This window comes from Hymenobacter sp. YC55, from assembly GCF_029433095.1.
In the GTDB taxonomy this organism is placed as follows: Bacteria; Bacteroidota; Bacteroidia; order Cytophagales; family Hymenobacteraceae; genus Hymenobacter.
The window spans coordinates 388462-411080 of the sequence record NZ_JARNTX010000003.1 but is presented as its reverse complement, the minus strand read 5'-3'; the positions used below and the strand labels follow the sequence as shown (position 1 = coordinate 411080).

18 protein-coding genes, 1 pseudogene and 1 riboswitch are annotated in these 22619 nt (G+C 57.7%); of the genes and pseudogenes, 13 read left to right on the top strand and 6 right to left on the bottom strand.

Annotated elements, in window-relative coordinates; all coding sequences use genetic code 11:
- Nucleotides 1-50: 50 nt before the first annotated feature.
- The 5 genes from P1X16_RS22100 to P1X16_RS22080 all read left to right on the top strand — a co-directional run bounded on the left by P1X16_RS22100 (nucleotide 51) and on the right by P1X16_RS22080 (nucleotide 4849).
- Entirely contained in the window at nucleotides 51-1034 is a 984-nt protein-coding gene (locus tag P1X16_RS22100) for an aspartate carbamoyltransferase catalytic subunit (RefSeq protein ID WP_277233855.1), read from the top strand.
- A 95-nt stretch (nucleotides 1035-1129) separates the two neighbouring features.
- Entirely contained in the window at nucleotides 1130-2407 is a 1278-nt protein-coding gene (locus tag P1X16_RS22095; protein ID WP_277233854.1) for a dihydroorotase, read from the top strand.
- 254 nt (nucleotides 2408-2661) lie between these two features.
- Complete coding sequence (gene purE, locus P1X16_RS22090) at nucleotides 2662-3189, top strand: 5-(carboxyamino)imidazole ribonucleotide mutase (protein WP_277233853.1); 528 nt, start codon at nucleotides 2662-2664, stop codon at nucleotides 3187-3189.
- Between the two features lie 23 nt (nucleotides 3190-3212).
- On the top strand, nucleotides 3213-4436 hold the full coding sequence (locus P1X16_RS22085; RefSeq protein ID WP_277233852.1) for a 5-(carboxyamino)imidazole ribonucleotide synthase: 1224 nt from the start codon (nucleotides 3213-3215) through the stop codon (nucleotides 4434-4436).
- Nucleotides 4437-4597: 161 nt separating this feature from the next.
- Complete coding sequence (locus P1X16_RS22080) at nucleotides 4598-4849, top strand: hypothetical protein (protein ID WP_277233851.1); 252 nt, start codon at nucleotides 4598-4600, stop codon at nucleotides 4847-4849.
- Between the two features lie 63 nt (nucleotides 4850-4912).
- On the opposite strand, the gene P1X16_RS22075 is transcribed toward P1X16_RS22080, so the two are convergent.
- Together P1X16_RS22075 and P1X16_RS22070 are read right to left on the bottom strand one after the other, a co-directional pair.
- On the bottom strand, nucleotides 4913-5740 hold the full coding sequence (locus P1X16_RS22075) for an AraC family transcriptional regulator (RefSeq protein WP_277233850.1): 828 nt from the start codon (nucleotides 5738-5740) through the stop codon (nucleotides 4913-4915).
- Between the two features lie 6 nt (nucleotides 5741-5746).
- On the bottom strand, nucleotides 5747-6562 hold the full coding sequence (locus tag P1X16_RS22070) for an oxidoreductase (protein ID WP_277233848.1): 816 nt from the start codon (nucleotides 6560-6562) through the stop codon (nucleotides 5747-5749).
- A gap of 757 nt (nucleotides 6563-7319) precedes the next feature.
- Here P1X16_RS22070 and P1X16_RS22065 point away from each other — a divergent pair.
- Nucleotides 7320-8381: a histidine kinase gene (locus tag P1X16_RS22065; RefSeq protein WP_277233847.1), complete on the top strand. Its 1062-nt coding sequence runs from the start codon at nucleotides 7320-7322 to the stop codon at nucleotides 8379-8381.
- Nucleotides 8378-9160 carry a LytTR family DNA-binding domain-containing protein gene (locus P1X16_RS22060; protein ID WP_277233845.1) on the top strand — a complete coding sequence of 261 codons (783 nt, stop codon included), beginning with the start codon at nucleotides 8378-8380 and terminating at the stop codon, nucleotides 9158-9160. The genes P1X16_RS22065 and P1X16_RS22060 overlap by 4 nt, the downstream gene beginning before the upstream one ends.
- 125 nt (nucleotides 9161-9285) lie before the next feature.
- On the opposite strand, the pseudogene P1X16_RS22055 reads toward P1X16_RS22060, so the two are convergent.
- From P1X16_RS22055 to P1X16_RS22045, 3 genes and pseudogenes are all read right to left on the bottom strand, one after another.
- Nucleotides 9286-9921: pseudogene (locus P1X16_RS22055) on the bottom strand (SDR family oxidoreductase); the annotation flags it as partial.
- Nucleotides 9922-9940: 19 nt separating this feature from the next.
- Complete coding sequence (locus tag P1X16_RS22050) at nucleotides 9941-10186, bottom strand: helix-turn-helix domain-containing protein (RefSeq protein ID WP_277233843.1); 246 nt, start codon at nucleotides 10184-10186, stop codon at nucleotides 9941-9943.
- A gap of 150 nt (nucleotides 10187-10336) precedes the next feature.
- The gene (locus tag P1X16_RS22045) at nucleotides 10337-10591 is read right to left on the bottom strand and encodes a hypothetical protein (protein ID WP_277233841.1); all 255 of its coding nucleotides are present in this window, start codon (nucleotides 10589-10591) and stop codon (nucleotides 10337-10339) included.
- A gap of 240 nt (nucleotides 10592-10831) precedes the next feature.
- On the opposite strand from P1X16_RS22045, the gene P1X16_RS22040 reads away from it, so the two are divergent.
- Together P1X16_RS22040 and P1X16_RS22035 are read left to right on the top strand one after the other, a co-directional pair.
- Complete coding sequence (locus tag P1X16_RS22040) at nucleotides 10832-11752, top strand: DUF6268 family outer membrane beta-barrel protein (RefSeq protein ID WP_277233839.1); 921 nt, start codon at nucleotides 10832-10834, stop codon at nucleotides 11750-11752.
- A gap of 234 nt (nucleotides 11753-11986) precedes the next feature.
- Nucleotides 11987-13150, top strand: a complete 1164-nt coding sequence (locus P1X16_RS22035) for a fumarylacetoacetate hydrolase family protein (RefSeq protein ID WP_277233837.1) — start codon at nucleotides 11987-11989, stop codon at nucleotides 13148-13150.
- A gap of 143 nt (nucleotides 13151-13293) precedes the next feature.
- Here the strand turns inward: P1X16_RS22035 and P1X16_RS22030 are convergent, their stop codons facing one another.
- Complete coding sequence (locus P1X16_RS22030) at nucleotides 13294-14376, bottom strand: Gfo/Idh/MocA family oxidoreductase (protein ID WP_277233835.1); 1083 nt, start codon at nucleotides 14374-14376, stop codon at nucleotides 13294-13296.
- A gap of 96 nt (nucleotides 14377-14472) precedes the next feature.
- On the opposite strand from P1X16_RS22030, the gene P1X16_RS22025 reads away from it, so the two are divergent.
- The 4 genes from P1X16_RS22025 to P1X16_RS22010 all read left to right on the top strand — a co-directional run bounded on the left by P1X16_RS22025 (nucleotide 14473) and on the right by P1X16_RS22010 (nucleotide 22596).
- Complete coding sequence (locus P1X16_RS22025; protein WP_277233833.1) at nucleotides 14473-14853, top strand: helix-turn-helix domain-containing protein; 381 nt, start codon at nucleotides 14473-14475, stop codon at nucleotides 14851-14853.
- Nucleotides 14854-15668: 815 nt separating this feature from the next.
- Nucleotides 15669-15760: riboswitch (SAM riboswitch) on the top strand.
- An 804-nt stretch (nucleotides 15761-16564) separates the two neighbouring features.
- On the top strand, nucleotides 16565-19609 hold the full coding sequence (locus P1X16_RS22020; RefSeq protein ID WP_277233832.1) for a TonB-dependent receptor: 3045 nt from the start codon (nucleotides 16565-16567) through the stop codon (nucleotides 19607-19609).
- A gap of 40 nt (nucleotides 19610-19649) precedes the next feature.
- Nucleotides 19650-21050 (top strand): RagB/SusD family nutrient uptake outer membrane protein, encoded by a 1401-nt coding sequence (locus P1X16_RS22015; RefSeq protein WP_277233830.1) that lies wholly within the window; start codon nucleotides 19650-19652, stop codon nucleotides 21048-21050.
- 58 nt (nucleotides 21051-21108) lie between these two features.
- Nucleotides 21109-22596, top strand: coding sequence for a DoxX family protein (locus P1X16_RS22010; protein ID WP_277233828.1), 1488 nt, complete (start codon nucleotides 21109-21111; stop codon nucleotides 22594-22596).
- Nucleotides 22597-22619: the final 23 nt, after the last annotated feature.

Sequence of the window (22619 nt, the reverse complement as noted above, 5' to 3'; positions counted from 1 at the left end):
CGTCACCTTGTCCATTTTAGCTAGTCAACTTCATTTTCCTCAATTTCGGTATGGCACGTAAAGACCTGCTCGACATCGCCTCCCTCCACCGTGAGGAAATCGAGTTCCTGCTCGACCAATCCACCTCCTTTAAAAAACTTTTCACCCGCTCGGTGAAAAAAGTGCCCGCCCTCGAGGGTAAGTCCGTGCTCATGCTGTTCTATGAAGCCAGCACCCGGACGCACTCCTCCTTCGAGGTCGCGGCCAAACGCCTCTCGGCGGAGGTAACGAATTTCAACGTTGCCCACTCCTCCATCACCAAGGGCGAATCGGTGCGCGAGACCATCGAGACGCTCCAGGCTATGCGCACCGACTACATCGTTGTTCGCCATAGTCACTCTGGCTTGCCCGGCATGATTGCCCGCCAAACCACGGCGTCGGTTATCAATGCCGGCGACGGGGCGCACGAGCACCCCACCCAGGCCCTGCTGGACGCTTTCACCATCAAAGAGAAATTCCCCGACCCGAGGGGCAAAAGAGTCCTCATCATCGGCGATATTCTCCACTCCCGCGTCGCGCGCTCTACCAGCACCTTGCTGCAAAAGCTGGGCGTGGAAGTCGCTTACCTCGGCCCGGGGTCGCTGGTGCCCAAGTACGGCCCGGCCACCATCCCTCGCTTCACCGACTATCAAGCGGCTATGGCTTGGGCACCCGATATTGTGTATTTGCTTCGCGTGCAGATGGAGCGCCAGGACGTGCAGTTTTTCCCCAATGTCCGGGAATATCACCGGGTCTATGGCATCACCAACGCCCGGCTAGCAGAAATCAGCGACCGTGGCCTCTACATCATGCACCCCGGCCCCGTGAACCGAGGAGTCGAGCTGTGCGACGCCGTCATGGACTATGAGCGCAGTTTGATTACCAACCAGGTTGAAAACGGGATTTCCATTCGCATGGCCGTGCTCGACTGGCTGACGCCGGGCGGGGAATTCCCGCGGCAGGAATCGACGTATGCCGCCCGGCAGAAAGCTAACTCAACGGCGATTGTGCCCTAAACGCCGGACGAGGCGGCTGGTTTAGCCGTGTATTTTCTTTTCTAACAGCCAGAATATTCCCTACCCCTTTGCCCGTTTACAGCACTCTTGAATCCATGCTCCTCCTTCAAAACGCCCGCATTGCCTCCGAAAATTCACCCGTACTGCTCGAAGGCGATGTTCTGATTGTCGAAGGAATAATTCAAAACATCGGTCCCAACCTAGCCATTCCCGAGGGGGCCCGCGTCATCGACGCACGAGGTCGGGTTCTGATGCCGGGCATGTTTGATGCCCACGTCCATTTCCGCGCCCCCGGGTTTGAAAACAAAGAAACCATCACCACGGGCAGCGAAGCGGCCATCAATGGCGGCATTACCGGCGTGGTGATGATGCCCAACACCCGCCCAGCCCTCGACTCGGCCACCTCGGTGGCCACCGTGCTGGAAAATGCCAAGGACCGGTCCCGCATTCCGGTGTACACCTCCGGCTGCGTCACCAAAAACCGCGAGGGCAAAGAACTGGCGGAAATCGAGGGCATGCGCGAGCTCGGGGTGAAAATGCTCACCGATGATGGGGATACCACCAGCGACCCGGCGGTGCTGCTACGGGCCATGCAATACGCCACCGAGTTTGGGATGTTTTTTGCCAGCCATTGCGAAGTGCCGGAGCTGGCCGGGCCGCGCGCCCTCAACGAAGGGGTAATGAGTTATCGGCTTGGCATCAAAGGCTCGCCGGCTTGCGCCGAGGAAATCATTATCGACCGCGACATCCGTTTGGCCCGGGCGGCAGGCGCGCACGTGCACATCCAACACGTGTCCAGCAAGCTCGGCATGGAAACCATTCGCTGGTGGAAATCTCGCGGCGATGTGAAGGTGACGGCGGAAGTGGCCCCGCACCACCTCCTGTTCACCGACGAGCACATCGGCGACTACGACACCAACTATAAAATGAACCCGCCGCTGCGGACGCAGGCGGATTGTGATGCGCTGCTTGAGGGGCTCATCGAAGGCGTAATCGACCTCATTGCCACCGACCACGCGCCGCACACCCCCTTCGAGAAAGCCCAGGATTTTATCAGTGCGCCCAACGGTATCACCGGCTTGGACACGGCCCTGGTGTCGCTCTACCACCATTTTGTTGAGCCCGGAAAGTTTGGGTGGGACCTGGTGGTGAAGCGCTATTCGGCGGAACCCCGCCGCCTGATGGATTTGCCGGTACCCACCATCGAAGTGGGCCAGCAAGCCGAGTGCGTCTTGTTCGATACCGAAGCGGAAACAACTTTCACGCGGGAATTCATGAAATCCAAATCTCAGAACACGCCCTTCATCGACCAGACGTTGAAAGGCCGGGTAGACTTGGTAATTCTTGGTGCGGACATCCTGCTGGAGCGCTGATAGTTCGTTGCGCTAAGACCCGTATTTTTCAGGATTTGCCTCGAATTTCGGCTGCTGCTTGTGTTGCAGCAGTAGATTTGTGGCCGTGGTAACGGGTATCCGGTCGGATACCCGTTACCGGTTTTTTCCACCAGCGGGACAACGCGTAGTCCAGCCGCCAGCTGTCCGAACGCGGCTTCGGGCCCGTAACCAGGCCCGAAGCCGCGTTTATTATCAACCACTTGGGCCTACCCAGTCCCCTTTACCAGATTTCCATGAGTACCCTCTTCCCCTCAGATACCCCTAGCACCGCCCCGGGCAATCCCCTGATTGGCGTGGTTATGGGCTCCAGCAGCGACTGGGACACCATGCAGCACGCCGTGCAAATTCTCGCGCAGTTTGGCGTGGCCCACGAAGCGCGCGTTGTGTCGGCCCACCGCATGCCCGACGACTTGTTTGCCTACGCCGAACAAGCCGGCCCGCGCGGCCTGCAGGCCATCATTGCCGGCGCGGGGGGAGCCGCCCACCTGCCGGGCATGATGGCCGCCAAAACCACGGTGCCCGTGCTGGGAGTGCCGGTGGCCAGTCGCCATTTGCAGGGGGTGGACTCGCTGCACAGCATCGTGCAAATGCCCAAAGGAATACCCGTAGCCACGTTTGCGATTGGCACTGCCGGGGCGGCCAATGCGGCCTTGTTTGCGGTTAGCCTGTTAGCCCTGCATGACCCGGACTTAGCAACCAAGTTGCAGGCGTTTCGCGCCGAACAAACGCAGGCCGCTCGCGCCATGACACTGCCCGTATGAGCGCCGATAGTCACATTACCGCCATGACCCCAATTTTCCCGGGCACTGTAAATGCCGCAGGTCAGCGGGCCACCCTAGGTGTGCTGGGGGGCGGCCAGCTGGGCCGGATGTTTGTGCATGCCGCCCAGCGCCTGGGGTACTTCACCGCCGTACTCGAGCCCGACGCGCAAAGCCCGGCCGGGCTGGTGAGTCACCACCATATCCAGACCGGCTACGACGACCCGGCCGGGCTGGCCGAATTGGCCCACCTGTGCCAGGCCATTACCACCGAGTTTGAAAACGTGCCGGCCCAGGCCTTGCAAACGCTGGCGCAGACAAGGCCTGTAGCGCCGGGTGCAGCCGTGGTAGGTATTGCCCAAAACCGCATCGAGGAAAAAGCCCACTTCGTGGCCTGCGCTAACGTGTCGGGGGTGAGTTGCGCGCCCTACGCGGTGATTGAAACGCCGGATCAGCTGCAGGCTGTTCAGGACGAGCGGGCGGATTTGCTGCCCGGCATCCTGAAAACTGCGCGCATGGGCTACGACGGCAAGGGCCAGGTTCGCGTTAAGACCGTCGATGAACTGGCCGCTGCCTGGGCGGAGTTAGGCGGCGTGGCTTGCGTGCTGGAAAAGATGTTGCCACTCACCGCCGAGTGTTCGGTGCTGGTAGCCCGCGGCTGGGACGGGCAGGTCGTCAGCTTTGCCCCGCAGCGCAACGTGCACGTCAACGGCATTTTGGCTGTGACCCACGCCTACGTGGGCAACATGCCACCCACCCTAGCAACTAGGGCGCGCGAGGCGGCTGTTTCCATCGCGCAGCATCTGGGCTACGTCGGGGTGCTGTGCGTCGAGTTTTTTGTGGTGGAAGACGGTAGTGAGCACGGCGGCTTGGTAGTCAACGAGATGGCCCCGCGCCCGCACAACAGCGGCCACTATACTATAGATGCCTGCGACGCGTCGCAATTTGACTTGCAGGTCCATGCCATGGCGGGCCTGCCCTTGCCGTTGCCGCGCCAGCATTCGCCGGCCATCATGCTCAATCTGCTGGGGGAGGTGTGGTTTGACGCCAATGGGCAATTACAGGAGCCGGACTGGCGCTCCGTGCTGAGTTTGCCGGGCACGCACCTGCACCTGTACGGCAAGCTGGAGGCGCGCGCTGGCCGCAAGATGGGCCACTTGACCATCACCGGTCCGGATGTTGCCAGTGTTGAAACCGTGGCGCGCCGCGCCGCTGGTTTGCTTGACTTGCCGGGGTTCAACGCCATCTAGGTTTATAGCCTGCACGTGACCAAGTCAACCTACCAATCAGGACCTTTTTATAGCAGCAGGGAGGCAGATGCCTTCTGAGAACAAGCTTCATCTTATTTCCGCTAACCACTTTCAGCAGAGCAGATAAAATAGAACTTTTCTCGGCAGGGCGCTTTTCAAGCTTGCAAAGCTATCTGCAATCAGTCACTCAGATAAGAGTAGGGATTGTTGCAAAAGCAACTGCAAGCGACTATGAAACTCAGGGCCTCCTGCCGGCCGAGGCCCTGTTCGACACGAATTTGATGACTACTTGGCGGCCACTGGCCAAACTCGGTCAGGGCGGAGTCGGAGGTTTCTCCTATTTGTTTAACAACACCCTGTCTGGCCAACTTTTGAATTTTATTATCAAAGATGGATGGGCAGGTAACATCTAATTGGCTCTACGCTTAGGACCGGTGTGATTTTGCGAGGAAAGGCAGTATCGTGCCTGGTTCGTGTTAGTAGCTAGTCTGCTTCGTTTGCTCGGTCAACTCGGTTGGCGTTAGGCCAAATGTTTTTTTGAACGCGAAGGAAAAGTGCGACAGGTTTTCAAATCCAACTTCTAAATACACCTCCGAGGGTCGCATTTCTCTTTTTGAAAGGAGATAGTGCGCTTGTTCCAACCGCTTTTGTTGCAACCACTTTTCCGGCGTGGTTTCAAATATTTTTGTAAAATCCCGTTTAAAGGTCGAAAGGCTGCGTCCCGCCAATTTAGCAAACGATGATAAGGGAATATTGTACTTGAAATTATGGTTCATGTACGTTTCCAAATCTATCTTGTGCGGCTCCTGAAAATCAAATAAGAAATTCCGGTAACTATCACCCGTTTGAAGCAGCAACTCAATGGCTTCATAGGTTTTTAATTCCGCCATTTTCGCATGAAGCTTTCCCGGATTATCGACATACGGTAATAAGGAGTTGAAAAATCCTTTCAAAAACGAATTACCGCTTAGGTCGAGCATCGCCTTACCCCTGTACGCACTTTGCTTCGGAATGCTATTTTCGGTTGCGTAGTGGCGTAATGTTTTTTGATCAAGGAATAGGCTGATCAACGAAGGTGGCTCCCCATTAGGACCTACTTTTTTCAGCTTTTTAAATAATTCATTCCGCCGCATTAAACAGATGGTGCCTTCTCTCATGACAAACGATCCTTCGTTTGAAAAATAATGCGACTCGCCGGATAACATAATTCCCAGCGCGTGGTCCGGAAAGTAATGTTCACTACTTTCTATTTTCTGATGGCCACGCGCATACAAGAAATTATGTTGAAGAAAGACGTTATCCATTGTTCATTATTTTATTTGACTCATAATCAATTGGTCCATTTGCTTGTCAGGCAGAATCCGTTTCAAGCATAACAAAAGACGGGAGGCTAGTTGGGAAGTGGTATATCGTGCTTGGGGGCTTTTGGCTTCGATTCCCTTCTTAACCAGTTCCGCAATTACGAGGGGTTCGGCGACATTCTTCGAGAGCCGAGTAAATAACTGATGGGTTTTGGTCGTCAAGTCTTGGTAGGCGGTATGGCCCGACACTTTCAGCAGAATATCGGTGGCCACATTGCCCCATTCCGAGCGGGTAGCACCGGGCTCCACCACGATGACGTCGATGCCAAATTCCTTCACTTCATTGCGCAGACTATCGCTCAAGGCTTCCAAGGCAAATTTGCTGGCGTGATACCACCCCCCGAGGGGAAACGCAATCTTACCGCCCACGGAGGAAATATTCACAATCTTGCCGTAGCGGTTTTCTCGCATCTTCGGCAACACCAGTTGGGCCAGGCGCATGGCCCCAAATACATTCACTTCCAGCTGGTAGCGCGCATCTTGCATAGGCAGATCTTCGATGGCCCCTTCCAACCCAAAACCGGCATTGTTCACCAAAATATCAATGCCGCCTTCGGCTGCGAAAATTTGATTGACGCACGCTACCACGCTCTCGTCGTTGGTTACATCCAGCGCCAGGGGGGTAATGCCGTAGCTTTTCAAGGCCTGCATATGGTCTGTTCGGCGCGCGCCCCCATACACCGTGTAGCCATGTTGGGCAAGATAAATAGCCGTTGCTTTGCCAATCCCGGCCGAGGCGCCCGTTACTAGTGCTGTCTTTTTCATGTGTGTAGGAGTTAGGTTGTGTATAATCTACATTGCAAAGGTACCGTCAGGCCTGCCGGGGCTGTTTTGTTGAAACGTCCAAGGTTATGTGCTGAAAAGGTCAGATGACGAATAGTTTGCCGGCCCTGTACGGTCCGTTGTGCGTGCTTCCGTCCGTGATGTCGCGCCGATACCTAGCGCTTACTTAGTAGTGCATCTAGGAATTAGCTTTCTGGGTGTGCTAGTAGTGAAAAAGCACTCGGTGCTCCACGCTACGGATTCAACCGCCACCACGCTACCTAGCGAGTAATAGCCCGTCGTGCTCTAGCCCCCCACACCCGTGAAATTTTTCATGTGTTGAGCAGGCTGTCCATTATGAGCGCTACCACGTTGCTTCCAGCTCGGAACAACTTGCCCGCTTCTTCTACCTTCGCCTGAAGAATCTACCGTTTCGGGGCTTAGCCCACTATTGCCCGGCTTCACCACAGCATATTACGGCTTCACTGTACTATTCTTGGACGGCGTCGGGCCTTTGTAGACTTTTGAATTCGCTAGTCGCAAACGCTGACCGCTTCTGGCGATGCTCAACGCTCATGTAGTGGTTTCATTCTCCGCTTCTTGTGTAGAACACCGTCCGGGCGCGCGTAGTCAAGCTGCTGCGCACCTGCTTGCGCAGCTGAACGGTCACTTGAATTTCCCACGTCTGCAACAAACTGCCACTAGAGTTCTACGTCCTGGTGGCACCGTAAAATCCTTGTGCTATGCCTTCTTTAACTGCATGAATGCCTCTACTCAGCCTCTGGCGACTTCTCGGGTCGCGGACTCGGCTTCTCCGTGGCTAGCGCAGGAGCCCCGGCTGCGCTGGCTAGGTATCGGGACCATGAGCTTACTGCTAACCGTCACGATGCGGAAGGCGGACACACTTGCCTTTTGGCAAGACTTGCTGAGCCACTTTGTGGTTACGGCCCTGTACTGGCAAGGAAATGTGGCTATTTTCATTTTTCTGCGCCGCCGACTGCCCGGCTACAAACTGACGGTGCGGCGGGTCGTGCTGCACGTGCTGCTCGGCAGCGGCTTTGTGATGGTCGCGACCTTGTTCAACGCGTGGCTGGAAGTCCGCTTCGAGGAGCCAGGTGCCGCTTTCGTGCCTACCTACTGGCGCAACTTGCGCTTCAGCTTACTCACGACCTTGCTGATTACCAACGTGTACGAAAGCGTCTATTTCTTTCAGGAGTGGCGCAACTACTTTATGCGCGCGGCGGCGTTGGAGCGCGAAAATGCCATTAGTCGCCTCGAGGCGCTCAAGCAGCAAGTGGACCCGCACTTTCTCTTTAACAGTCTCAACACGATGGCCGCCCTCATCGGCGAGAACGAGCCGGCCCAGGAGTTTTTGGGCGCCTTGGCCAACGTGTACCGCTACATTTTGCTGAGCAAAAAGAGCACGACCGTTTCCCTGAGCGAAGAAATGACCTTCGTGGAGGCGTACGTGTACTTAAACGCCATCCGCTTCGGGAAAAAGATACAAGTAGTGAAAGACATAGACCCGGCTGCGCTGCAACTGCGCGTGCCGCCCGTGGCCGTACAGATGCTGATTGAAAACGCCATCAAGCACAATGCGATTAATAGTCGCTTTCCGCTCCGAATCACGATTCGGGCCACCGAGCAGGCCCTGAGCGTGACCAATACTATGCACCCGAAAACGGTGCTGGAGAAAAGCACCCGGCAAGGGCTGCAAAACATTGTCAGCCGGTTTCAGCTGCTGACGGACCGCCCCGTACTTATCGACAACCGGGGCAGCGAATTTGAAGTTGTCCTCCCCTTGCTCACCCATCCGGAATGAAAACCATCATCATCGAAGACGAAGACCTCGCGGCCCGGCACCTACAAAGCCTGCTGCGCAAGCACCCAACCGTAGAAGTAGAGGCCGTACTGCCCAGCGTGGCCGAGGCCGTGGACTGGCTGCTGAACAACCCCGCCCCGGAGTTGATTTTCGCTGATATTCAGTTGGATGATGGCTTAAGCTTCGAAGTGTTCGACGCGGTGCCTGTGCGCAGCCCCATCATTTTCACAACCAGCTTCGACGAGTATGCCCTGCAATCTTTCGCGCTGCTCAGTCTAGATTATCTGCTCAAGCCCATTCAGGCAACCGACATTGCGCGGGCCCTGGAAAAGCACACCTACTGGCTGAGCAAGGCCACCACGCAGGAAAAAGTGCAGGACAGCGACGCGCAACTGCTGAAAATGCAGCAGCTCCTCGAGCAGCTCGCCCCCACCCAGTCCCGCTACCGGCACCGGCTGCTGGTCACGGCCGGGGAGGAGCTGCTGCCGGTAGCCGTGGACGATATTGCCTACTTCTACACCCTGCACGATATCGTGTACCTCGTGCGCCACGACGGGCGCAAGTTTCCCTTGGAAAACAAGTTGGAGCAGCTGGAAAAGCAACTCGACCCCGCGTTATTCTTTCGCCTGAACCGGCAGTACCTAGCCTCGCTCAAAGCCATCGGCCGGATTTACAGCTACTTCGCGGGCAAGCTTAAAATTGAATTGCTGCCCCCGCGCCAGGAGGAAGTTCTAGTCAGCCGCGACCGGGTCCCCCTGTTCAAGCGCTGGTTGCAGTAGCACGTTTGAGCATTGCATTGCAACTTGTCCCCTATAATTATAAAAGTACGCCGCTACCAATTAAGTCGGTAACGACGTACTTTTTTTGCGGAGAAACAGGACGGGGGTTGCTCGTCCACTGTAGCTTATAACATCACCCCGCCGCTCACTTCCAAGCGCTGGCCGTTCACCCAGCGAGCCGCATCCGTGCAGAGGAAAGCAACCACGCCGCCAATGTCATCGGGCTCGGCCGTGCGGCCCAGGGCCGCTAACTGACCTACGTAGACGCGCATTTCGGGCGTATCCGGCATGGCTCCGCCACCAAACACTCCGCCAGGGGCTACTACATTGGCAGCAATGCCCCGGCTGCCCAGCTCTAGGGCCAGGTAGCGCGTGAAGACCTCCACGGCCCCTTTCATGGAAGCATAGGCCGAAACGCCCGCGAAGGAGCTGCGCGTAGAACCCGAGGAAATGTTGATGATGCGGCCGCCGTTGCGCAGCAGGGGCAACGCCTGTTGGGTAAGAAAGTATACGCCCTTGAAATGCACCTGAAGCATTTCGTCGAACTGGACCTCCGTTATCTCGTCGATTGGAATAATTAGGCTGGTACCGGCATTGTTAATGAGAAAGTCGAATCGGTCGGTGTTGAAGGTAACGGTCAGGACGGTAGCGACTTGTGCGAAGAACAGCTTAAAGGAGCTACTATCGGCAACGTTGAGGGGGAGGGCCACAGCGCGGCCCCCCAAACCTTCAATTTCAGCTACAACGGCCGCCGCTTCGGCCTGTTGGCTGCGGTAGAAATCAAACCATCTCGGCTTCTACCACGCGAAACGTGCCGGGGCTTACGGCGGCGTAGCGGCGGAAGAAGTGCGAGAAGTGCGCCACATCCACAAAGCCTAGGCTATCGGCTATTTCCCAGAGCGTCCATTCCGACGGCTGCAACAAAACCTTGGCCTCCAGCGCCACGCGGCTGCCGATCAGGTCGGTGGTGGTGCGGCCAGTATTGCCTTTAAGCACCTTGTTGAGGTGGTTGACGTGTACAGCCAACTGGTCGGCAAAGTCTTTGGCCGTGCGCAGGGGTATGCGCTGTTAGGGTGAGGAGATGGGAAACTGCCGTTCGAGCAGCTCTACAAAGCGCGAGGAGAGCCGGGCCACCGCCAAATGGGCGGGGTGCTGCGGGGTAACGGGCTGCCGCTTCTAGCCCAGGTGCAGTAGTTCCAGCACGTAGGCCCGCAGCAGATCATATTTGTGGGCGTAGTCGGAGGCCAGTTCCTCGTGCATCTGCGCGAACAGGGTCGCCGCCCGCTTAGCTTCAGCAGGCCTTAGCTGAAATATGGGGGCCCAACAGTCTGGAATAATCATGCGCTTATACCTTGGGGCACCTCCCCCATTCTGGCCGCTGGCCGTGGGAGCCGGTGTGGCCCTCGGTCCGGGCAGTGGGACCACAGCCATAGAACCTAACTAGGCTGGCTGATTTCGGGCGATACGCCGCGACGCTGATGTGGGGTAGGTGCCTTTGTCCCGGCTTTACCGCGTTTGCGCCCGGCTTCACCGCAGTATCTTAAAAAGGGCGACAAGGAGACGGTTCTTTTGAATCATCAACACGGCAAGGCCGCTTTGGGGGCCCCGGTTGATGCGTTGGCCAACCGGTGAGTGCCGGTTCGCGGATTCACCCTTCATTCAACCAAGCCCATGTTCACTTCGCTCCATTCCCAACTGCTAGGCATCCTCGCTGCAGCCGCACTGGCTCTCCCTCAGGCAACCCTGGCGCAAGGCTATCAGGAGGGCGTCAATCTCAGCTCCGAGTTCCTGCCGCTTACGCTTAAAAACCCGGAAGGCAAAAAACACGATTTTCGCGCCAGCGTCAGCCGCTTCAATATGGGCATCCCTTACTTCCTGAAAGAAGATAAGTCGCAGTACCTGATTTTGGGGGTGCAAAGCGAAGCGTACTCGTTTCACGGCACCCGGCCCGGCTTCCACGTCAGCAACCTCTACTCCGTAACCCCTACGCTGGGCTACAATCGCCGTTTGTCCGACAAGCTGCGGATGGACGCCATTTTTCTGCCTACCCTGAGCTCCGACTTCAAGCGCATCAAAGGCGAGGATTTTCTGTTCGGGGGCATCGTACGGGGCGTGTACCAAGTGAAGCCCAACTTTGCGCTACGGGGCTCGCTAGGCTACCGCGAGCAGTATTACGGCGCGCTCTACATCGTGCAAGTGGGACTGGACTGGCAGGTGTCGGAGAAGGTGCGCATCTTCGGCGATGCCCCGACCAGCCTGACGATCAACTACACCAACAGCCCTAAGCTTAGCACTGGCTTCGACCTGTTGGCGGGCAACAGCAGCTACCGCCTAGCTCAGGAGAATCAGTACCTACGCTATTCTTTTGCCACGCCGGGGGTGTTTGCCGAGTACAATCTTAAGCCAGGTTTAGCCTTGCGCGCCAAAGTAGGCTACTCCCTTATCCGCAACCTGGAGGTGTTCAACGAAAACGATAAAGCCGACAACGTGGATTTTGTCGTGCTCGGGGATGAACCCAAGCCCATCAGCCCGGAAATTGAAAAGGGCTTGACTTTCCGTCTCGCGTTGAGCTACCGCGTCTTCACCAAGTAGCTTGGTTTAGCGACGAGGGGTCTTGGCCACATGGCCTCAACTTCTCTTCCATATGCCACTGGCTACGCATTCCTGCGGCTTGCCCCGGCTTACGCCGAATTGTATCAGTGCCGGGTTAGCGGCGCGCTGTGCTCGAAAGCATAATTATTCCTTGCCCACTAACACAGGCACCCCCTTAGTCGCTACGCGCTGAGAGGGAATCAACTTTCTCAACAATTTTTAATACAACTCTTTATGAAAGCCCTTTGCCTGTTACTTGCCCTCCTTAGCAGCTTAATGCTGCCGGCCTCGGCCGCTGATGTAGCTCCTCTCCGCGAGGCTATTAGCCTGGCCCGTTATACTGGCGTTGATGGCCGGGTTCATACCCTAGCTGTGCTCGAAGACGATGGGCAGGCCGTGAGTGGCGTGGACCTGAGTCTATTACTCAACCGCTACGACGCCTATTCTCTGGATGTGCTAGTGGGTTACTCGCACGACGACTTGACGCGCCGTATCGAAGCGGAAACCACCCACGTCAAGCGCGCCTACGCCGACTTGCTGCCGGCCGTACTGGGCAGCCACCACCCCGCGCTCGGTATCAATTACGCCGAGCACGGTCGCGAAGCCCGCATGACCGAGCCGTTTCTTTTTCCGAAAATGGTGGCCACCAGCGCCGCTGTGCACCAGCTCACCTACCAGCCGGAGTGGCTGCTCGACTACGAAGTGGAACTCGGCGTGGTCTTCGACCGCACCATCACAGCCACCACCCCGCTGGATGAGGCCCGGGTCGGCTTCCTGGTTGTCAACGATTTCACGGACCGCGCTTATCTCATGCGCCATATCAATACTAAAAACCTCGGGAGCGGCGCCGGCTTTTCAGATGCCAAGAGCGTACCCAACTTTTTCCCGACCGGTCCCTACGTGGTGGTGCCCCGCCAGTGGCGTACCTTCTATCAAGACCTGCAGCTGAGCCTGACCGTCAACGGTCAGGCCCGCCAGCAGGAAAAGGCCGCGAACATGGTCTGGAAGTTGGATAAGATTGTCGCCGAGGTAGTTGCCACCCAAGGGGAGAAGCGCTGGGAAAGCCACGGCCAGCCCACGTCGCTCTACGACGGCGCGGGCATTCCGAAAGGCGCGGTGCTGCTGACCGGGACCCCGAGTGGCGTCGCCTTCCGCGCGCCGGGCGGCGGCTTCATCGCCGGAGCCATTACCAAATCCCTCTTCACATTCAGCTGGTTGCGGGGGCAGTCGCCCATCGCCTACATGAAGGAAAGCTACATCAAGGCGCAGCGCCACAAACCCGCCTACCTCAAGCCGGGCGACGTGGTGGTGACGTCCGTTTCGAAGCTTGGCCACATCACTACCACCATCCAGCCCGCCGCCGCTTCGGCCTCGGCCAGCCAGGCCCAGCGCCCATAAGCGCCGGCCCGACCGCGCGCCCGCTCACCCTACTCTTCGCTACGCTTATACTTACCTATTTCAGGCTGGCAACGCCCCGGCAACTGGGGCGTTGCCAGCTGTTTTTGTTGCTGAATATTGTTGGCCGATAGGAAGTAGGCCGCTTAGCCTTGTGCCGATTGCTCAATCGAGTCTAGCAACTGGTGCAGCACCAGGGCGTCGGCAAAGGAAGGAGCGGTGCAGGTGTTATTTCGAATGTCGGCCGCTAGGAGCTTGTAGAGTTGCGCTACATTGCCAACCACCGGATTATCGGGCAAGCCGCTGTAGAGCGCCGCCGGCGGCACTAGCGGGGTTAGCTCCTTTTCGTCGCCCCGAGCGCCGCGAATTGTGAGGGGAGTCAGCTGTCCGTGGCCCAGGGGGCCGGTTACCTGGATATCACCTTCGGTACCATTGATTTCCCATAGCAGGTTGGTGCCTCTGGACACGCCACCACGATAGTGAATGGAAATAGCCGCCCCGCTTGCCAAGGTTCCTTGCACCAGAATTTGGTCGGCGGCAGTTTTGGGTTTTGTCTCGGTCGTGTCTTGCACTTTAACCATCGTGAAATTACTGGTCAGCTGGGCAGTCAGCTGCGCGAAGCCGCCTAGCACTGCGGTTAGCCCGGCCAGGGTATGGCCTAATGGAATAGTGAGCATGGTCGCCCCGTTGGCTTTGTCAAACAAGTAGTAGTTGTTGGCCACAGTTACGCTGCCCCAATTACCACCGGAACCAATCAGCGTCGTAGATAGGACTTTGCCTACGTAGCCTTCCTTGATAAGCTGCGCCAAGTAGCGCACGGCGGGGGCTACCACCATCTGGGTGCCTATTACGGCCACTACTCTTTGGTTTTTCGCCAGGGTGGCCAGCTGCTGCGTTTCCTCGAGGCCATTGCCTAGTGGATGTTCGCAATACACGTGCTTGCCGGCTTCCAGGGCAGCTTTCACCAACTCGAAATGGTGCGGCACTTTCACGGTCACCACCACTAAGTCTACCTCCGGGGACTGTATCAGGGCTTGCGGATTGTTGAAGGCATGGGGGATGTGCAGCGCAGTAGCAGTCCGCCGGGCACTCTCAGGAGTTGAATTGGCCACGCCGGTAATTTCAAAATCGTCGCTAAGTAGTTGTAGGGCGGGCAAGTGCGATTTAAAGGCCCACTGACTGTCGGGGTTAAGGCCAATGAAGCCCACTCTAATTTTGCCTGAACTCATGCTGATGAACGTTAATGGTACGGTTATCTTAACCGGCTAGCCACTACCTTAGACGCGTACACAGCCTATTGTCGGGTACATACAATTTTGTAAGTAATGACCACTGCTAAAGCCGGTTCCACAAACAGTCTCAATCGCAACTTTCTGACCGACTGCAACCTAACCTATGCCGTGCAGCTAATGGGCGGCCGCTGGAAGCTGCCTATCCTAACGCGCCTGAACAAAGGCAAACGACGATTTAGCGAACTTAAAAAGGTGATTCCCAACATCACCGAACGTATGCTGACGCTTCAGCTGCGCGAGTTGGAACGCGACGGCCTAATATCTCGCACAGTATATGCGGAAGTGCCTCCACGCGTTGAATACGAATTGACGGTGATAGGCAAGGAATTGATTCCCGTTTGCCTTCAGCTACATGACTGGGGTGCCAAACACAAGCTTCTGCACTTGGGTACGGAATCTAGCTTGCCGCTGTAGCTAAGCGAGCCTACAAAACCGAATATTTCTTCGACCTCAGGCCGCAATACTTCCGCGTAACGACTGGGTGAGCCTATGCCAATAGCAGGTAACTGACTAAGGTTTTTTACAATATCCCGTTCTTAAACTACCCGTTTATTAGCTGCCCGCAGCGTCCGTACTGCTGGGCCGCGGGCCCCTTTCACACGGCTAACTGTGGCAACCGTCTGGGCCTGCTGCCAACGGTAGAGCAGCTAAGGGCTGGTGCTCAATTACTGCGCGGCGGCTTTCCAATGCTAGGCGCAGGGCTTCGGCCTTGAACGCCTCGTTGTATTTGCGTCATTTGTTGGGCGACGGCCCGCTCTGTTTTGCGGCCATACTGGAAGTAAGATATGTCCTTCTCCTGTCAGGCATAGGTAACCTACTCTACTTTTTTAAAAGTTTTTTCATATTTTGTATGATAACCTTAAGTTATAGACGATAACTTAAGGTTATAAAGCGTCAAGTCTTTGCTAAGTATGTGCCCAAAATTTTAAAAGGTTATAACTTCTAAATATTTTTTTGCCCTATCCCTTATCATCAACTTGCACATAACAAGGTAGTTGCAAAATTTTCGCTGATTGTATCTTTTGAATCTATCGAAGATGAATGATTGGAGAATATGTGGCAAATGAGGCAAGCTGCTTATAAGTTTCGGTTATCCTAGCGTTTATGGTCAATCAGCTTTCCCACTATTAATAAGGCAGTTACAGCCGTTTAAGCGAAAGAAGGAATTTGCGTTTTTGAAAATCCCTTTTCTACCTTTGACCCACCAATCCCTATCCGATAAAGGATTGTTTTTATACAGAGGCGTGGAGAGACAGGCTCCGTGAAGCGCCGGCAACCCCGGGAGGACCCCGAACGGTGCCAACTCCTGACCATATAAAAGCAAATCACTGTGCACTCTTTTCTTCAGCCCAACGCCCTACTGTTCATGCGCAACCCGTTGCCCTGCTGCTGTTGTTGCGGGCTGGTAGCAGGTGTCTGTATGAAGGAGCAGGATGCTTTTTCGGGTTGTTGAGGCAACTTTTGCTTTTCCGAAGCAGTCCTGAGTACTTGATGCACGAATCGGATCAGCGCAGCCATCTGCTGTGTTTGGCGCCTTCCGACGGTAATGAAGTTGCCCTATAGACTACATTCTTGAGCTGCGCGAGGACACAGCATGCTCTTGCCTTGAAAAGCCTTTAGGTTTAACGTTTTACCCGTGGCTGGCTGGATGTCTACATCTCATCCTTAGGCTGACATAATACAAAACCAACTGGGTGCCGGCCCTTTCAAGGGGCGTTTATGCGCGGTATAATACCACTATCAGCAGACCCCTGCCCCACTCCCGTCTACCTCGTTGGTGCAGCGCGGCAAAACCGTAGGCAGATGCGGTACAACTAATTCATAGCATAATAATAAGTCATAGCAGGAGGTCGGTATGCTCGCCCTGCTGCCCCACAGGCTGTCCTGCGCCGATGCGGGAGCCGATGCCCTGCAACATTTGAGTTTGAAGGCTCTCATCTAGCCCGTAACAATTGGCGGTCTGCCGCTGGGCGCTCGACTCAGCCAGTTGCTGCGGTGGTTACGCGGGCATAAGGTCCTGATTTCCAACTGATAGCTAGTCAGTAGAACCTATGCGCGACGCCTCCCTGAGTCGGGGCCTCAACGAAGGCCATTACCCATGAAAAGCAACTGAAATTTTTGCTCAATGAAACTACAAGGACCCTTAGTTGCCCTGGCGGTAGGCTTTTCTACCGTCGTTCAGGCCGCTCCTGACGCAAAATGGCTCGGCTCTACTACCGTAGGCGAGGGGCCAATAACGGGCAAGGTGGTCGACGAAACCGGCCAGGCCCTGCCTGGCGTGACGGTGCGGGTGAAAGGCACTACAGCCGGCACCACCACCTCGCCCAGCGGCGAGTTTACGCTGCCCACGTCTCCCGAGAACATCACGCTCGTTTTCTCCTACATCGGCTATAAGTCGCAGGAAATCAAAGCTACGCAAGCGGGCAGCCTGACGGTGCGGCTCGCACCTGACCAGGGCCAGCTCAACGAGGTAGTAGTGGTGGGCTACGGCACCCAGCAGCGCAAAAACCTAACCGGCTCCATTGTGAAGGTGGACCCTTCCGACACCAAAGAGCTACCGGTAGGCAGCTTTGATGCGCAGCTGCAAGGCAAAGTATCGGGGGTGCAGATTTCCTCGAACACCGGCGTACCGGGCGGGGCCGTGAACGTGCGGGTGCGGGGCGCCACCACCATCAACGGCTCGAACACGCCGCTCTACGTGGTGGACGGGGTGTTTATGAACAACAACAGCCTGCAAAGCATTAGTACCGGCGGCAAGGCTTCCTCGCCCATTGCCGACCTCAACCCCGCCGACATTGAAAACGTGGAGGTGCTCAAGGACGCCGACGCCACGGCCCTGTACGGCGCGCGCGGGGCCAACGGCGTAATCCTGATTACCACCAAGCGCGGCAGTTTCAACCAGAAGCCGCGGGTGAGTTTGAACGTGTCGCAGGGGTGGGCCAAGGCGGCCAAGCTTTGGGACTTAGCCACCGGCCCGGAGCACGCGCAATTGGTCAACGAGAACTGGCTGAACACCACGGGCACGCCGGCGCACACCTTCGCTAACCGGCCCTACCGGCCCGTGTCGGAGGGAGGGCGCGGGCTACCGGAGGAGCAGCCCACCTACGACCGGCTAGGGCAGGTGTTCCGCACGGCGCGGTTGCAGAATTACGATGTATCGGTGGCGGGCGGCAGCGCCAGTACGCGCTACTACATTGGCGGGGGCTTCACCAAGCAGGAATCCATTCTGCGGCCCATTGATTTTCAACGGGCTAGCTTCAAAGTCAACTTTGACCAGCAACTGTCCGACAAGGTGCAGATTGGGGTGAGCAATTCGTTTTCACGGACTTACCGCAACGAGGGCCGCGCCGGGGATGGTCCGGCGGGCGGGCTGTTGCAGGCGGCGTTGCACACGCCCACGCTGCTTTCACCCTACGATGCCAACGGGCAGCTGGTAGGCCGCGCCAGTTTCGACAACGTGGAGCTGCTCATTAACAACTACGACGTCAACTCAACCAGTTTACGCTATATCGGCAACCTGTACGGCGACGTGCAGATTTTGCCGAACCTGAAGTTTCGCACCAGCTTCGGCGTGGATTACAACAACTACGACGAGGAAGAATACTGGAACACGCTACTCATTGCCGGGGCCGGTGTGGGTGGCTTGGGCACTTCCAGCATCACGCAATACACGTCGTTGCTCAACGAAAACACCTTGAATTACCGCCAGCAGTTCGGTAAGCACGGTTTGGGCGTGCTGGTGGGGCAGGGCTTGCAGAGCGACACCAACGGGCGCACGTTTGCGCAGGGGACCGGTTTTCCCAACAACAACTTCCGGGAAATTTCGGCCGCTTCCGTTACCAGCAGCACTCAGAACTGGTCGGGCTACCGGTTGGCGTCGTTTTTTGGCCGCGCCGACTACAACTTCGACGACCGGTATCTGTTGAACGTGAGCTTCCGGGCCGACGGCTCTTCGCGGTTCGGCAAAGCCAACCAGTGGGGTTACTTCCCGAGTGTGGGCGCCGCCTGGCGTATCAAGCAGGAAAGCTTCCTGCGCGACGTACCCACCCTGAGCGACCTGAAGCTGCGCGCCTCTTACGGCATTACCGGCAACCAGAACGGTATCGGCAACTTCGCGGCCCGCGGGCTGTGGAACGGCGGGGCCAACTACTTGGGCGCGGCCGGTATTGCGCCTCAGCAGCTCGCCAACGCCGATTTGAAGTGGGAGCAAACCTCGCAGGCCAACGTGGGCGTGGACGTGGGCGTGTTCGACAACCGCTTCACGCTGGAGTTCAACGCCTACTATAAGTACACCAAAAACGGCCTGATTCAGCTTACCGAGCCGGCCACCACGGGCTTCAGCTCCTATTGGGCCAATGCGGTGGAAGTCAGCAACAAGGGCCTGGAAGTGGTGCTCAATACGATGAACATCCGCAAAGAAGGCTTCTCCTGGAACACCAACTTCAACATTGCCAGCAACGCCAACAACATCGAGAAGCTGGCCACACCCACCAAGTTCGGCAGCCGGGACCTGATTTTGCAACAGAAAGGCAGTCCACTTTACTCGTTTTGGGTGTACAAGCAGCTCTTCGTGGACCCCGAAACCGGCAACGTGGTGTACGACGACGTGGACCGAGATGGCAAAATCACGGCCGCCGACCGGCAAATTGCGGGTAGCATTTGGCCGAAGTTCTTCGGGGGCTTAAACAACACCATCAGCTACAAAGGCTTCGATGCCAGCGTGTTAATTTCCTTCCAGTACGGCAACAAGGTGTATAACCACAACCGCTTCTTCGGGGAAGGCGGCGGCGCGCGGGACGAAGCCCGCATCATTTTCGCCAGCAACCTCGACCGGTGGCAGCAGCCCGGCGACCAAACCGACGTACCCCGCCCCGACGGCATCAACGTGAACAACTACCTCGATGGGGGCAGCCGCTGGCTGGAAGACGCCTCGTTTGTGCGCCTGCGCAACGTGAGCGTGGGGTACACCCTGCCTGCCAACCTGACCCGCAGCCTGCTCGGCGGCACGGTGCGCCTGTATGCGCAAGGCACCAACCTGGTGCTGCTTTCCAAGTACAGCGGCCTCGACCCCGAATCGGCATCCAGCAGCGACGCCAACCAGCAGGGCATCGACTTAGGTACGCCGCCCCAGCCGCGCAGCCTGCAAGTGGGCCTGAACGCCACGTTCTAGCCCCCAGCTTCTCCTTTCTACTGACTAATCAGGCACTTGTATGTCTACCGCCTACCTCAAAACCGTCGCCCTGTTTATTGGCATCACGCTTATTATGAGTGTGTCGGCCTGCGAGAGTTTTCTCGACGTGCAGCCCCGCGAATCTGTGGCCGACGACCAGACCATTACCGACCAAAAATCGGCGGCTACGGCGCTCAACGGGGTGTATAGTGCCCTGGCCAGCGGCGGCTACTACGGCACCAGCTTCCAAAGCATCGGCTACCTGACCGGCGACAACGTGCAGTGGACCGGCACCCAGTCGCAGGTGCAGGAGTTCATCAACCACAACGTGCGGGCCGACAACGCCACCATCAGCACGGTGTGGTCGAGCATTTACGTGACCATCAACCGCGCCAACCACATCATCCGCAGCGTGCCCGCCGTGGGCGACCCCCTGCTGACGGAGGCGCTGCGCAACCAGTACGTGGGCGAGGCCTATTTCCTGCGGGCCCTGGCCTATTTCGATCTGGCGCGCACCTTCGGCGGCGTACCCATCATCACGGAGCCGACCCTAACGGCCACCTCCAACCAGGGCGTGGCCCGCGCCACTCAGGAGGAAACCTACGCCCAGGTGCTACGCGACTTGGAGGCCGCCGAGCCGCTGCTGCCCAACCCCGCCGCCGTAACGACCAACGACCGGTACCGCGCCACCCGCAAAACGGTGTGGGCCCTGAAAGCGCGACTGTATTTGTACCAGCAGAATTGGGGTCAAGCCGAAGCCTACGCCACCCGCCTCATCAGCGACAATGCCAACTATCAGCTGGTGGCGCCCTTCAACGCCTGGTTTGCCAACAACGCCCGCGGCACCCGCGAATCAGTGTTCGAGCTGTTCTACAACGGCACCACCGAGGTAAACAACCACCGCGGGCAGTGGCAACCCACGGCCAACGGCGGCACCCGGCAGTGGGCGCCCAATCAGGCGCTGGTGTCGTTGCTGACTACGGCCCCCAACAACACGCCCAACGGCCGCAGCACCCTGATTGCCGCCACCAACAGCACCACGTGGTACGGCAACCTCTACTACCGCAGCCCCGGTTCCGACCCGAGCTACATTTTCCGCATTGCCGAGCTGTACCTCATCCGGGCCGAAGCCCGCGCCCAGCAAGGCAAACTCACCGACGCACTCACCGACCTAAACGCCGTGCGCACCCGCGCCGGGTTGGCCGCTAGTGCTGCCACCACGCAAGCCGCGGTGCTGCTGGCCATCGAAAACGAGCGGCGGCTGGAATTTGCCCTCGAACCGCACCGCTGGTTTGATTTGGCGCGCACCGGTCGGGCCACGGCCCTGTTCCCGGACCCATTGAATGCCAGCGCCCCGCTGCCCAGCTTCCGGCTGGTGCTGCCCGTCCCCATCAGCCAGCTGCAAGTAGACGCGGCCCTAACCCAAAACGAAGGCTACTAGTCGCCCAACGAGGGGCCCGCCGCCAGAACAACCAGCCATTATCCATTTCCAAACTGCCATGACCAGCTCGGACGACTTCTACGATGTGGACTGGCAGCGGCGGCGCAACCCGGCCGACGATTTAGAATCCGGCTTTCCTTCCACGCATTTCTATCATCCCATGCAAGCCACCTTATCCCCCGCAACTGCCGTAGCGGCGCCGAGTACCGTGGCAGCTCCGGCTGCCGAAGCCCCGTGGTCGGGCCTGGAAAAAACCGTGTTCCGCTTCGCCTTCCTGTATTTCGCGCTGCAAGTGGTGCCCCTCGATTGGAAGTACTACCACGACGTGGCGGTGAATTGGTCGGGCTTTTCGTTTGGCGACATTTTCCGGCTCACGCATTATTCCCCGCGGTTTTTTGCGGGGCCCGACACCTTTGCCAACTGGACGGTGGTAGCCGCGCTGGCCGTGGTAGGCACTGCGGTGTGGAGCCAAGTGGATAAGAGCCGCTCGGAGTACGCCACGCTGTATTACTGGCTGCGGGTGCTGGTGCGCTACCGGCTGGCGGCGGGGTTGCTGGGCTACGGCTTCCTGAAGCTCTTTCCCATGCAGTCGCCGCTGCCGTCTTTGAGCTTGCTCAACACGCACTATGGCGACCTAAGCGACTGGAAAATTTTCTCGTTGAGCCTTGGCATAGTGCCTTCGTACCAATCGTTTTTGGGACTGGTGGAGATACTGGCGGCGGTGCTGCTGCTAGGGCGGCGCACGGCCAGCATCGGAGCGTTTCTGAGCGTTTCGTTTCTGGGCAACGTGTTCCTTTCCAACCTGGCCTACGAGGGCGGCGAGTACGTGTACAGCTTCTATCTGATGGCGCTGGCGCTGGTGGTGCTCTGGTACGATGCGCGCCGCGTGAACGACCTGCTCACGCTGGAGCGCCCCGCGGTGCCCAACCGATTCCGGCTGGTACTGCCCGCTGGCTGGCAACGCACGGGGCGGCGCATTCTGAAGGCCGGTTTCGTGCTGCTGTTTGTGGGGCTGTACGGCGTGAAAATCTACGCCGCTTACCAGCGCGGCCCCTACCATTACCCCCAGACGCCGGGCCTGCCCAACGCCGCCGGCCTCTACAACGTGCGCGAATTTCGCTTGGCCGGTGAGGTGCATTCGTACTCGGCCACCGACCCGGAACGCTGGCAGGATGTGGTGCTGGAACAGTGGAATACGCTTAGCGTGCGCTCCAACCGCCCCGTAGTCCTCGATGAAAGCAACACCGAAGCCATTCATCCCCAAGACCCTGACCGGCACTACGAGTTTGCCGGGACCGCCGGCCGCCACTACTACGCCTACCAGCTCAGCCCCGACGGCCAGACCCTGACTCTGCACAACCGCAACCCGCTGGAAGGCGCCGATACATTCACGCTCCGCCTCAGCCGCCCCGATGCCCGCACCATCACGCTCCGCGGCACCGATGCCCAAGGGCGCGACCTGCACGTGGTGCTGGAAAAGCGCGACAAGAAATACCTGCTCGAAGAAGCCGCCAAAGCTGGCCGCCGCGGGGGCCTGAAGCTGTAGTATCCTTTACCTGAAAACGCCTG

Coding starts and splice junctions, on each gene's coding strand:
- P1X16_RS22060 (WP_277233845.1), top strand. CDS start 8,378: ATGAAAACCATCATCATCGAAGACGAAGACCTCGCGGCCCGGCACCTA.
- P1X16_RS22010 (WP_277233828.1), top strand. CDS start 21,109: ATGACCAGCTCGGACGACTTCTACGATGTGGACTGGCAGCGGCGGCGC.
- P1X16_RS22100 (WP_277233855.1), top strand. CDS start 51: ATGGCACGTAAAGACCTGCTCGACATCGCCTCCCTCCACCGTGAGGAA.
- P1X16_RS22085 (WP_277233852.1), top strand. CDS start 3,213: ATGACCCCAATTTTCCCGGGCACTGTAAATGCCGCAGGTCAGCGGGCC.
- P1X16_RS22020 (WP_277233832.1), top strand. CDS start 16,565: ATGAAACTACAAGGACCCTTAGTTGCCCTGGCGGTAGGCTTTTCTACC.
- P1X16_RS22035 (WP_277233837.1), top strand. CDS start 11,987: ATGAAAGCCCTTTGCCTGTTACTTGCCCTCCTTAGCAGCTTAATGCTG.
- P1X16_RS22040 (WP_277233839.1), top strand. CDS start 10,832: ATGTTCACTTCGCTCCATTCCCAACTGCTAGGCATCCTCGCTGCAGCC.
- P1X16_RS22030 (WP_277233835.1), bottom strand. CDS start 14,376: ATGAGTTCAGGCAAAATTAGAGTGGGCTTCATTGGCCTTAACCCCGAC.
- P1X16_RS22025 (WP_277233833.1), top strand. CDS start 14,473: ATGACCACTGCTAAAGCCGGTTCCACAAACAGTCTCAATCGCAACTTT.
- P1X16_RS22070 (WP_277233848.1), bottom strand. CDS start 6,562: ATGAAAAAGACAGCACTAGTAACGGGCGCCTCGGCCGGGATTGGCAAA.
- P1X16_RS22095 (WP_277233854.1), top strand. CDS start 1,130: ATGCTCCTCCTTCAAAACGCCCGCATTGCCTCCGAAAATTCACCCGTA.
- P1X16_RS22045 (WP_277233841.1), bottom strand. CDS start 10,591: ATGGCTGTGGTCCCACTGCCCGGACCGAGGGCCACACCGGCTCCCACG.
- P1X16_RS22075 (WP_277233850.1), bottom strand. CDS start 5,740: ATGGATAACGTCTTTCTTCAACATAATTTCTTGTATGCGCGTGGCCAT.
- P1X16_RS22065 (WP_277233847.1), top strand. CDS start 7,320: ATGAATGCCTCTACTCAGCCTCTGGCGACTTCTCGGGTCGCGGACTCG.
- P1X16_RS22015 (WP_277233830.1), top strand. CDS start 19,650: ATGTCTACCGCCTACCTCAAAACCGTCGCCCTGTTTATTGGCATCACG.
- purE (WP_277233853.1), top strand. CDS start 2,662: ATGAGTACCCTCTTCCCCTCAGATACCCCTAGCACCGCCCCGGGCAAT.